Here is a 12,156-nt window from a genome sequence, read left to right as displayed (position 1 = left end):
TAATACATACTATCATGTTTCTTTTTTAAAAGCTATAACGCAAACTTGAAATAAAGTTTATGCCTGGGGCGGATATCCCTGAAGAGTAAGTTCGGTAACGCTGATCCGTAATATTTTCGATAGCCGCAACAAAAGTTAGCTGCTTAGTTACGTTTAAACTGGTTCTTAAATTGTAAGTGATCCACGATGGCAAAAATGGATTACCCTGATTATCTTTGGCATAAATAAACACCTTTTCTTTTTCTGAAGGAGCGAGTTCTTTAAAAGAAAAGGCTTTACTAAATTCTGTGTAAACATCAAACATCCATTTATTATTTCTGTAAATTAAATGTGCATTACCAAAGTCAGGCGACACATGTCTTACGGGTACTTTTGTTTCGTCTGAAAGTGTATTTTTACCTCTAGTAACAGTATAGCTCCCTACTAATTTTAAATTTTTAACTATTGGTATTTGTGAATTGAATTCTAATCCATTTACATACAAATGCGAACTATTCTGAATTGCCAAAACTTCACTCTCCTGCCCTCTAAAAAATACAGAGGTATTTCCATTAAGTTCAAAATTTGTTCGAGTCAGTGCATTTTCCAGAAAAGTATAATACCCCGTTATTGAAAATTTGAACTGTTTTTTACTGTAATTAACACCAACTTCAGTATTATATGCGTACTCAGATTTTAAATTAGGATTTGGAACAGTTAATGAACCTGGCTCAGAATCTAACACCGTTTTCCCAACATCATCTATATTGGGTGCTCTAAATGCTGTATTCGCGTTTGCTTTTAAAGTTATGCTTTTTGTCATTTTCCAATTTACTCCAAAAGCACCAGTTAAAGCTCCTGTGTTTATGTTGGATTCTGAAAAAGGAAACTCTAAGCTAACATCATTAAATTTCGCCCTCAAAAGCACGTGATTGTAGCGCATGCCCAAGGACAAACCTAAAGTTTTAGTCGCTTTTATATTTGTTACTGCGTATCCTGCTACAGATTGCCATGTTGAACCGTTTGGATATCTTGTCAAATCCAAATCATTTATTTGCCCGTTGATACTATTTAATTCATAAGCATTACTTAAAACTTTATTGTAAATATATTCAAAACCATAATTGAGCTTTAATTTTCCTTTTGCTTTTCTAGCATCAAAATTAAATGAATATATATTTACCTTTTCTTGATTAGTAACCCTGATGGAATCATTAAAATCTCTTATATTCCTACTCTCTTCGTAGTTTTGGTAGGCATTAGTTACTTTCAATTCGTCAAAAAATTGTTTTTTCTTTTTATACGAAACAACTCCAGAAGCCACTAACCATTGTTGTGGACCATAAAACCATTCTGAATGCCTAAATTGATTATTTCTTTTGCGTTGCAAACGATCGTATCGATCATATTCAGATGAAGTAGTGTATATAAGTCCTAGATTTACATTTAAATATCTATTAGGTTTATAAACTAACTTTTGCAAAAAATTATACTGTTCGTACCCTGATTTGACTTGCTTTTTGGGATTTGAATTTGATAAAACAACATCATTACCATCAACAACTTCAACAAACTCATTTCGCAAATAATCTTTTGGTCCATGGCTTCCTTGAACTAAGTCGCCAAAGTTGTTGTATGAAAAACTAGTTACTGAAGCTATTTGATTGCCTGAAAAATTGATGTCACCATGAAAGGTACGTTCATTATTTGCTGTTGCAGTTCTTGCTAATAAATTTCCTTTAGCTTCAAACTTTTTATTTTTAGCTAAAGTTGGTTTTAAAGTACTAAAGTTAATTGAGCCTCCAATTGCATCGCTTCCGTAAATTATTGACCCAGGTCCAAGAATTACTTCAGAATTTTCAACAAATAAGGGATCAACAGAAATAATATTTTGAAGATTACCTCCTCTAAAAATAGCATTATTCATACGGATACCATCCACTGAAAGTAATAGCCTATTAGCTGAAAAACCTCTTACAAAAGGACTACCTCCACCTAACTGGCTCTTTTGGACAAAAATATTCCCTGACTTTTGTAATAGATCTGCGGAAGTTTGCGGATTCGCTTCTAAAATATCATTTTTAGTGATTTGATATACTTTCCTAGAAATTTCCTGTTTTTTTTCGGTCCATTTTGTATTGGAAACGATCACTTCCTTTAAAGATTCCTTCAAACGATCAATCTCCACAACATACCCTAAAGCTAATATTTCTGAGGCACTTAAACCCACCTCATCATAACCGTCAATTACAAAATCGTACCAGGAATCCCCTTTATTCAAAACGACAACAACACGCCCCTTTGCATCAGTATACCTATCTTCTTTTAATACTTCAGATGAAACACGAACCCCTTCAATCGGTTTTTTTGTTTCTAAATCGATAATTTTTATAGACTGCGAAAAAATAAAAATTGGAAAAAAAGAAAAAAGATATAACGTAATTTTATTCATCAGTCAGCTAAAAAGAGTCTCTAATACCAATAAAGACTTTGGGTTTTTAAACCCTGGAACATGAAAACTATAATAAAGTAACACCTTATTTAATAATTGTTTTCTTTCTTCTTTTGGTAATGAAATTTCTTTTAGATTATCAAAATTTGTGCCTAAAAGCATTTTAAATGCAACTAAAAGTGTGCCCTCGATAAAATAACCACTTTTGGTATTAAAAGTAAAGTTTCCTTCTTTCAAATCAAATTTTGTTAAATGTATATTTGTACTATCAGGACTGCACCCTAAAAAAGTAGTTAACCTGAGCAAAAAATGAACATGGAATAGAGTAATTTCTTCATTTGCATCCAACCACAAAATTGAATAGGCTACAAATTCATAAAGCTGTTCATCAGGTGCTTCATCTGCTAAAACTTGCAATAAAATTTCAGTTAAAAAAGTGACCATACTATTTTTAACTATTGATTGGTGCAGCGTAGTGTAAGCCTCAATAGGACTAGCATCTATCAAACGTTTTAACGTAGTTTTTGATTTGTGAGATGCATCGATGGTTAAAATAGAAAAAGGCAATAAAAAAGCTGGCTTTATTTTTCTTTTTTTTGATTTTAGTACTCCTCGTATTAAGTACGAAATCAACCCTTTTTCCTTAGTATATATTTTAGCAATAACATCAGCTTCGCCATACCTAATAGAATGAATAACAATACCCTCTGTTTTTATTTGCATCAGCGTACAACAAGTATTTTTCCTACAGTAGTTTGTCCACCCTCTTCCCCGGTGACCAACACTAAATAAACACCCGAGGCTACTTTTTGACCACTAAATGAACGGGTATCCCACTCTATCTCCCCACTACTCTGTCCTCCAAAAGTTTCATTTTGAGCTTCAAAAACTAAGTTCCCTTCCACGTCAGTGATTTTAACATTAGCTCCAACTGTCAATCCTTGTATTTTTACATTGACGTCCGTATGTTCTGGACGGACTGGATTTGGAAAAATTTTAAATTTTTCCAAATTTTCTTGAGCAACTGTAACTCCTGCTGTATATTCCATCAAACCTTTATCGGTAGCAAAAAAAACAACTCCTGTGGACTCATCAATAGCAATATCAATGATGTTGTTTGAAGGAAGCGGAGAATTATCTTTAGTAAAATTTAATAAAATTTCTTGCCCGTCTGGGGAAAGATAAAACGCTCCTCCTTCCGTTGCAATCCATTTATTGTTATTGGCGTCAATTTTTATATCAGCTACAGCTTGTTGAAAAAACAGTTCCTGAGGTATGCCGTCATCTAAAAAAATAACTGGTTCTCCTTTAACATTATTCCCTAATTCAAACATCCTATCTGGATTTTCAATAATTCTTAAGCCAGATGTGGTACCCACCCACAGATCTCCTGTAAGATCTAAGGCTAGAGCTATTGTTCTGACAAAAGAAAACTCCAAATCTTCAGTTTTCAATATTGCTTTTTTATTCGTATTTAATTGATAACCCAATAATCCATCTCTTACGGTAGTAAAGTAAAAATTATCATCATCATCTCTAACAATTTCATTACTGTTAAAAGCTTCAAAAGTTCCAAATTCATTTAAAAAACCATCGTAATCAACCTCAAAATTAGTCCCTGAAGAATCCTCATTTCTTTTAAATTTTTTCAACAACTTAGTTACTTCGTTATTTATTATCCATAGTTGGCCAGCAGTATCAAATTCAAAAGTAAAAACTGATGTTGCTCCATTTTCAAAAGTACTTTTTTCAATATTACTGTTTTCTGCATTAAAAACATTCACCATTTCTGCATCCAAGATCTCAAAAAAACCATCATTACCCCTAAAGGTCCCTGCGTACACTTGCTCTTTATTGCTTCTATTTATTAGAATTTCAGACAGTATAGGTGCATTATTGAATTTACTTATATCAAGATTTGTCCATTTATTATTTCTTAATCTACTGGATCCTTTACGTTTTCGCAAACCACCTGGATTAAAAGTTGCAGTAACCGCTCCATAAACCATCCACAAATCACCATCAAAAGCATCAATTGCAAATCCATTATTTAACAATGGCCCATCAGGTCCTATTGTTACATTATCCTGAAATTGTTGATTGGTTGTTTTAAAAAAACCGTTTTCTTGATTTACATAATACACCTCATCATTTACAAATGTGGCATGAGTAATTTTATTGTTTAATTCTGTATCATTGAATGGCATTTCAATATCCGAAACAAAAGATGTTGTTAATCTAGATACTTTATTAGAAAATGTTACCACCAAAAAACTATCGCTAGTTTCAAAATCCAAAATCCGATCCTCATCCGAAAAAACCGACTTAAATGTAACTCCATCAAATTCAAATATAGAATTCCCATCATTATGAGCTATTGCTTTACCTGAAAAAAGTTGAATATCCTCAAATACTTCATCTTGAATTTGCAGCCAGTTGGCAAATTCAATCAAATTTGAATTGTTTTTATCTCCAGAAAAAGTGCCTCGCCCTTGTATTGAAGCAATTATTGTATTGCCAACCACTGCAACACTAGCCACATCACTTGTTACTGCCGATGAACTACTGATAAAAAAAGTATCTCCAAATAAATTAGTATTTAAATCATAAACTACAATTCCAAACCCTGTAGCTATATAAAGTAAATTTTCATCCTCAAAAAAACTATTGACTTTAATACTATTTGGCGGCACCCCTGTTTTATTTTGGATATCCACTAATGAAGTTACTTTACCTGACACTTCATCAATAATTTCGACCAAACCATTTTTATAGCCTACTACAATTAATGCTTTGCTTTCACTATAAAGTAATGTTGCAATATCATCTCCTGATAAACCATCTACTGTAGTATATTCAATATTGGTGTTTGTAACAGCATCATGAACAAAAATAGTATTGGTTGAAGCAACAAAAACACGATCTTCGGCTGTGGTAATATCAACAAAATCCACATAGGCAAAATGGGACTTCCAATTGCCTGAAAAATCTTGAGCCAAAAACATAAAAGTGTTTAGCAAACAAAAGAAAAAAATTAAATAGCGCTTTAAAACAACCATAGTTTATTTTGATATATAACTGAAAGTGGGATATTAATATTATTTTTCGGGAATAGCTTTTTTTAATGCCAATATGTATCCCAAATGAATACCTTCATGAAAATTATTGAATTCAAAAGCATCATTTACTTTTTTTAATTCAAAACCTGTACTGGTCATATAAGCATCATATTTTTTAAATTTCCCTTCTTCAATTGCTTTTTCTGTCGCTTCAATAGTAGTAAAAAGTAGTTTTTTTAACTGGTCTAGTTCTGATTTAGTAGCATCTCTTTTGGTACTTGTTCCTTTTCTATACAAATTAATCCATGTTTCATCAATAACTGTATTTAAACCACTTTGTACATAAACCAATAACTGTTGTGTCACCATAATGTGTGCTATATTCCAAAACAAATTATTTTTAAAACCGCTTGGTATATAATTTAATTCTTCTAAAGTGTAGTGATTTAATATTTTATAATGAACCTTTCTGCTGATTTTGGTTATTTCAAGTGCTCTTTTTAAATCTTCCATTTTTGGGTATATTTTATATCAAAAATATGCTTTTTCTAATTGATTTCATTTTCCTTTGCAATCTAAGATTTTAAACTAACAATAAATGACCAAAAAAGTATACTATTTAGCTACATGTAGCACTTGTAAGCGCATTATAAAAGAATTGGAACTTTCCGAAAATTTCACACTTCAAAACCTTAAAGAACAACCTATTGAAAAAGAGGAACTGGAAAAAATTTATACTTTTAGCGGAAGCTACGAAAGCTTATTAAATAGGCGTTCCGTATTATATAGAGAACGAAACTTAAAAGAAAAGCAACTTACTGAAGAGGATTGTAAAAATTTAATTTTAGAGCATTATTCTTTTTTAAAGCGACCAATTATTCAAATAGGCGACCATAACTTTATTGGAAATGCTAAAAAAACTGTTGAAGCTGCTAAATTACATATTGAAAATAGTTAATCACGATGAACCAACGTCAACTTGCACTAGTTGCTGCTTCATTTGTGGCTATATTTTACGCAGCTAATTTTAGCATTGCTAAAAATGTAATGCCGCATTACATAAAGCCTTTCGGATTTATCTTATTCAGGGTTACAGGTGCCGGCTTGCTATTTTGGTTAGTGGGTTTGTTTGGCCCTAAAGAAAAAATAGCTCGCAAACATTATCCCCGAATTTTGGGCGCTGCCTTTTTTGGAATGGCGCTCAATATGTTGGCTTTTTTTTATGGATTAAACCTTACCACACCAATTAACGCTGCGGTTATGATGGTAACAGCTCCTATGATCACCTTACTACTCGCTGTTATTTTTTTAAATGAAAAACTTCAATGGCATCGTATTTTAGGACTACTTATAGGTTTATCTGGCACTTTATTAATGATTATTTACGGAAAAGGAAACTTAGCCACGGCACCTAATCCTGCTCTTGGTAATTTTTTGATTTTTGTAAATGCGGCATCATTTGCTTGTTATTTAGTTATTGTAAAAAAATTGACAACATTATACCATCCTTTCACTTTTATTAAATGGATGTATCTTTTAGGAATTTTAATGGTACTGCCATTTGGACTAAACCAAGTATTGGAAATGCCATTTTCGGAAATCCCTTTGTCTGGTTATTTAAGCATAGCTTATGTTGTTGTATTTGTAACTTTTGGTACTTACCTCTTAAACATTTTTGCTATTAAAATTTTAAAACCGACTACCGTTGCCGTATTCATCTACTTTCAACCGCTACTTACTACTCTTTTTGCCGTAGTATTAGGCACTGATAGTATTGATATTGTTAAAATTATTGCAGCAATTCTGATATTTGCAGGTGTATACCTAGTTAGTCAAAAACAATTAAAGTTTAAAGTTTGATTTTTCAAATTCTTAAAAAATATGTTATGCATTGCCAAACCAATCCAATTCATTTGCTAAATCAATGTCAGCAGGAGCTACATTTGCTACACGGGTTTCTTCTTTAGTTAAAATTTTAAAATCAGCGGCATGATTACTTCCCATTAATGGATCATATATTTCTGAAGGAGGGGCTACAATTTTTCTAGTTTTCATATCCAACCAAGTTCCTAACATTTCGCCTCTAGCAAAATTACCTCCCTGATCGTCATAAAAATTATGTCGAATCTTATAAAAACTCCCCTCTTCACTCACTGCAAACACCTCTTGACTAACGTATACTGGTTTCCCTGGAAAAACTTCTTTAAAATAATGTATTTCCTCTCTAAGAACGACGGGACCTATACTGTGCTTTTTGAGATCATTATAACTAACACCTTGCTTGGTCATATAAGCCATTCGGGTAGCACTCATAAAATTTGTGTAAGCAGAATTTGCCAGATGTTGATTAGGATCCAAATCGCTCCAACGAATATCAAATTTATTTAAAAACATATACTTAATTTATCTATTTAGTTCGCTAACAATTTAAGTTAAAAATATTCAATTTATCAATAGCAAAACATCATAATTTTCTTATTAAAAAATCCATAAATTAGCAACTATCAAATTATGAATGCCCTACTAAAAACAGCTATAAAAACTGTTATTTCTGTATCTTTGCACCTTATACAATATACATCGAATGATACATTCTATGACTGGCTTTGGAAAAGCCGTGATTCAACTAGAAAATAAAAAAATAAGTATTGAACTTAAATCTTTGAATAGTAAAAACCTGGATTTAAATGCTCGAATGCCTAATCAGTACCGAGAAAAAGAACTTATTTTACGAAACACAATTGCCAAAGCATTGACACGTGGTAAAATTGATTTTACTTTGTACACTGAAATTACTGGCGAAAATTCTAGTTCAAGTATTAATGCACCTGTTGTAAAAAAATACATGCAGGAACTTAATGAAATTTCTAGCGTAAGCGAAGCAGCACTTTTAGAAATGGCTATTCGTTTACCTGATACTTTAAAAACAGAACGTGAGGAAATTGATGCTGCTGAATTTAAAGTTATTGAAAACTTACTTAGTGAAGCGATTACCGAAATAATCAATTACCGTAAAACTGAGGGCGAAGTACTTGAGAATGACTTTACCCTGCGCATAGCTTCAATACGTACGTTATTAGAAAAAGTAATTGCTATTGATCCTGAACGTATTGAAAATGTTAAAACTCGATTGCAGAAAGGAGTGGCCGAGCTTAAAGAAAAGTATGATGAAAATCGATTTGAACAAGAACTAGTATACTATATTGAAAAGTTTGACATTACCGAGGAAAAAGTTCGTTTGGCAAATCACCTTGATTATTTTAATGAAAATTTAGTTTCCAACGATTCCAACGGAAAAAAATTAGGTTTTATTTCTCAAGAAATTGGACGCGAAATTAACACCATTGGCAGCAAATCTAATTATGCGCCCATGCAACAGCTTGTTGTTCAAATGAAGGATGAGCTTGAAAAAATAAAAGAACAACTTTTAAACGTATTGTAATGAACAAAGGTAAACTTATTGTTTTTTCTGCCCCATCCGGTAGTGGAAAAACAACCATTGTACAACACTTATTACGCAAAACTGATTTAGCTTTGGAGTTTTCTATTTCGGCTACATCACGCTCCCCACGCGGACAGGAAATTGACGGAAAAGATTATTATTTTTTATCCATTGATCAATTTAAAACTAAAATTGCTAACGATGAGTTTTTGGAATTTGAAGAGGTGTATTCCAATAATTTTTACGGCACACTTAAAAGCGAAGTTGAGCGTATTTGGAAAACTGGGAAAGCTGTTATTTTCGATATTGATGTTGTTGGCGGATTAAATATTGCCAAGCAATTCCCGCAGGAAACCCTTTCAATTTTTGTAAAACCACCTAATAAAATAGAATTAGAAAAACGCTTGCGCGGAAGAGCCACTGAAACTGAACAAAAAATACAAATGCGTTTAGCAAAAGCAGATAAAGAGTTGAATCTGGCACTTAAATTTGACGCTATTATTACTAATGACAATTTGAAAATTGCTAAGCAAGAGGCATATCAATTGGTTTCTAAATTTTTAAAATAACAGTTCGTTTTAAATAGGTATTTAACATAAACTTTGTTTTTTATGAAAAAAATTGGATTGTATTTTGGCACGTTTAATCCTATTCATATAGGGCATTTGGCTATAGCCAACCACATGGTTGAGTTTTCGGATTTAGATGAAGTTTGGATGGTAGTTACTCCGCACAACCCTTTTAAAAAGAAAAGCTCCTTACTTGACAATCATCACAGATTGGAAATGGTATACAAAGCCACAGAAAATTATCCAAATATTCACCCAAGCGATATAGAATTCAAATTACCACAGCCTAACTATACCATCCTTACGCTGACTAATTTGGAAGAGCGCTATCCAAACAAAGATTTTTGTTTGATCATGGGTGCCGATAATTTAAAAAGTTTCCACAAATGGAAAAATTACGAAGCAATTTTAGAAAATTATAAACTATACGTATATCCAAGAATTTCAGAAGGTACCATTCCCGAAAATTTTCAAAATCACCCAAAAATAAATCTGGTTACAGCTCCAATTATGGAAATTTCATCCACATTTATTCGGAATGCGATTAAAAACAAAAAAACATTACACCGCTTTTAAGCAACTCCGTTTGGAATTATATTGATGAAATGAATTTTTACAAATGATAGTATAAAAATCAAAGTAAAATTGAAACCCCTTCTCGTATACAATTTGATCCATTGCATTTCGCAAATTGTTTGAAGCAACTTTAAATACAAAATCTACTCCCTAATATTAGTCCGAGTGTTTTTATATAGCGGAGCGAAATAAAAATATATCGAGAACCTACTGGGTAACAACGTAACTCTTTTTGATACAATTTACCCCATTACATACCGCAAATCATTCAAAATACTTCAAACACAAAATCTACACCCTAATATTAGTTCGAGTGTTTTTATGTAGCGGAGCGAAATAAAAAATATATCGAGAACCTACTGTGGGTAACAACATAACTCTTTTCGATACAATTTACTCTATTGCATTGCATAAATCACACGAAGCAGTTCTAAACTCAATACCATCACCCCTATTACCGTTCAAAAATTATTAACTGTATTAAATTAAATACTGTTAACACTATTATAACTAAATACAAGTGCTTTATATATTTAAAATCATTTAACAACAGTATCAACTAAGATTGATTAATTATTACCCAGTAAGCTCGAACATTTCACAATACCCTCCTATATTAATCATAAAAAAAGCACTAATTTTTTATGACTCACCCACACTCAATATTAACATAACTAAAGGATAATCAGCAATATGTTCCTCTTACTTTTACTTCAAATTTTAAACTAACTAATTAAATATGAAAACAAAATTTATTTTAAACGCTTTATTTTTATTGCTCTTTTCAACAACAAACTTGTTAGCTCAAAAATACAATCCAAGACACCCTGGCTGGACTGATAGTTATGCTAAAAATGGTTTTTGCTGGTGTAATACCACCTTTGATCATGATTTGGGCGACATCAATAAAGTTTCGTTTGTAATTAACGGCAAAAAAAGAAACATTCGCGATGTATGTAACGAACTAAAAAAACACCCCCTGTATAAAAAATATGTGAATGGCGATGCCCCTTACAATGATATCCAATGTGGAAACGGGCCTGCAAACACTGCTCCTGATGAAACAGGTTGTCCTGGTAGAACGGATATTGGTCCAAACGGATGTAATCAAAAAGGACCAAAATGGGATGTTGCATGGTTAAAATCCAGAAAGCGTTTTGGGGGTAATAACAACTCAAATCCTGATGCTGGTAACGCAAACGGAGCTCCTGTAGGAAGCATCATTTCATTACAAAAGTCAGGCGGAAATAAAAATTATGTTACTGCTGATATCTCAGGGGCAAATAATTCTGTAATAGCGCGCGCTAACAGAGTGGATGCTTGGGAGCGTTTTTTAGTTGAAAACAACCCTAAAGGAGGTGCTGCCTTAAAAGCTTTATCAAATAATAACTATTTACAATCAGTGGGAAACAACACTGGTATTGGAATTAGAGCAGCTGGAAAAAATAAAGGTGACTGGGAAAGATTTGAATGGAAATCAAAAGGTAACGGAAAAGTAGCTTTAAGGAGTTTACAAACTGGAAAATGGTTACAAGCCAAATGGAATGTGAACAGAGCAATTATTTTCCCTATCGGAAATAACGACGGAAATCAAGAAACTTTTGACTGGAAAGTAACATCTGGACAAAAATTAATTTCTCAAAATGAATTCAATGGAAACTTCCGTGCAGTACAAAACAATATTACGAATAATGATTTATTTTTAGAAGTAGTTTCAAATAAAATTGATGCTTCTAAAATAAGCGTTTATGACCTAAGCGGTAAACTTGTATATACATTTAACTACAGCTTGATTGACGGCGTTAACTCAATAGATTTGGGTACTATAAAATCAGGATTATCAACTAAGGGTATTTACCTTTTGAACTTTAAATCGTCAGATAGTAATTACACTCAAAAAATTATTATCAATTAATATTTTGATAATTCGCTAAAGCCAAAATCTAACTATTTATGGGAAAGGGAACATTTTGAAAATGTTCCCTTTTTAATTTTCATAAATTTCATGCTCCAAAATTGTTTCTATTTAAATTTTTTTAGACAAAACACACCTCCCCAATACATTAATAAGTTTACAAT

General features: G+C 32.2%; 10 protein-coding genes and 1 pseudogene. 6 read left to right on the top strand and 5 right to left on the bottom strand.

From position 1 onward, the window contains the following. Positions 1–25 precede the first annotated feature (25 nt). Genes GMC_RS0110485 through GMC_RS0110470 form a run of 4 tightly spaced genes read right to left on the bottom strand, consistent with a single transcriptional unit; the run spans position 26 to position 6,003 of the window. Positions 26–2,431 (bottom strand): TonB-dependent receptor plug domain-containing protein, encoded by a 2,406-nt coding sequence (locus GMC_RS0110485; RefSeq protein WP_010522098.1) that lies wholly within the window; start codon positions 2,429–2,431, stop codon positions 26–28. 3 nt (positions 2,432–2,434) lie between these two features. Next, a complete protein-coding gene (gene recO / locus GMC_RS0110480; RefSeq protein WP_010522097.1) occupies positions 2,435–3,154 on the bottom strand; it encodes a DNA repair protein RecO in 720 nt (239 codons plus the stop codon). Then, positions 3,154–5,490, bottom strand: coding sequence for a type IX secretion system anionic LPS delivery protein PorZ (porZ, locus tag GMC_RS0110475; protein ID WP_010522096.1), 2,337 nt, complete (start codon positions 5,488–5,490; stop codon positions 3,154–3,156). Before porZ ends, recO begins: the two co-directional genes overlap by 1 nt. A gap of 39 nt (positions 5,491–5,529) precedes the next feature. After that, positions 5,530–6,003 (bottom strand): DinB family protein, encoded by a 474-nt coding sequence (locus GMC_RS0110470; protein ID WP_010522095.1) that lies wholly within the window; start codon positions 6,001–6,003, stop codon positions 5,530–5,532. Between the two features lie 85 nt (positions 6,004–6,088). Here GMC_RS0110470 and GMC_RS0110465 point away from each other — a divergent pair, with 85 nt between their 5' ends. Together GMC_RS0110465 and GMC_RS0110460 are read left to right on the top strand one after the other, a co-directional pair. Beyond that, positions 6,089–6,448, top strand: coding sequence for an arsenate reductase family protein (locus GMC_RS0110465; RefSeq protein WP_010522094.1), 360 nt, complete (start codon positions 6,089–6,091; stop codon positions 6,446–6,448). A gap of 5 nt (positions 6,449–6,453) precedes the next feature. Then, complete coding sequence (locus GMC_RS0110460; RefSeq protein ID WP_010522093.1) at positions 6,454–7,350, top strand: DMT family transporter; 897 nt, start codon at positions 6,454–6,456, stop codon at positions 7,348–7,350. A gap of 24 nt (positions 7,351–7,374) precedes the next feature. Here the strand turns inward: GMC_RS0110460 and GMC_RS0110455 are convergent, their stop codons facing one another. Further along, positions 7,375–7,884, bottom strand: a complete 510-nt coding sequence (locus tag GMC_RS0110455; RefSeq protein WP_010522092.1) for an acyl-CoA thioesterase — start codon at positions 7,882–7,884, stop codon at positions 7,375–7,377. Between the two features lie 190 nt (positions 7,885–8,074). On the opposite strand from GMC_RS0110455, the gene GMC_RS0110450 reads away from it, so the two are divergent. From GMC_RS0110450 to GMC_RS20720, 4 genes and pseudogenes are all read left to right on the top strand, one after another. After that, positions 8,075–8,932 (top strand): YicC/YloC family endoribonuclease, encoded by an 858-nt coding sequence (locus GMC_RS0110450; protein WP_010522091.1) that lies wholly within the window; start codon positions 8,075–8,077, stop codon positions 8,930–8,932. Continuing rightward, positions 8,932–9,501 (top strand): guanylate kinase, encoded by a 570-nt coding sequence (gene gmk / locus GMC_RS0110445; protein WP_010522090.1) that lies wholly within the window; start codon positions 8,932–8,934, stop codon positions 9,499–9,501. Before GMC_RS0110450 ends, gmk begins: the two co-directional genes overlap by 1 nt. A 42-nt stretch (positions 9,502–9,543) precedes the next feature. After that, positions 9,544–10,124: pseudogene (gene nadD / locus GMC_RS19720) on the top strand (nicotinate (nicotinamide) nucleotide adenylyltransferase). A 692-nt stretch (positions 10,125–10,816) separates the two neighbouring features. Beyond that, positions 10,817–11,992 (top strand): T9SS type A sorting domain-containing protein, encoded by a 1,176-nt coding sequence (locus tag GMC_RS20720; protein ID WP_010522088.1) that lies wholly within the window; start codon positions 10,817–10,819, stop codon positions 11,990–11,992. Positions 11,993–12,156 lie beyond the last annotated feature (164 nt).

Source organism: Aquimarina agarivorans (assembly GCF_000218485.1).
Lineage (GTDB): Bacteria > Bacteroidota > Bacteroidia > Flavobacteriales > Flavobacteriaceae > Aquimarina > Aquimarina agarivorans.
Note: the sequence above shows the minus strand (reverse complement) of the source record. Positions and strands in the feature narration are given on the sequence as shown.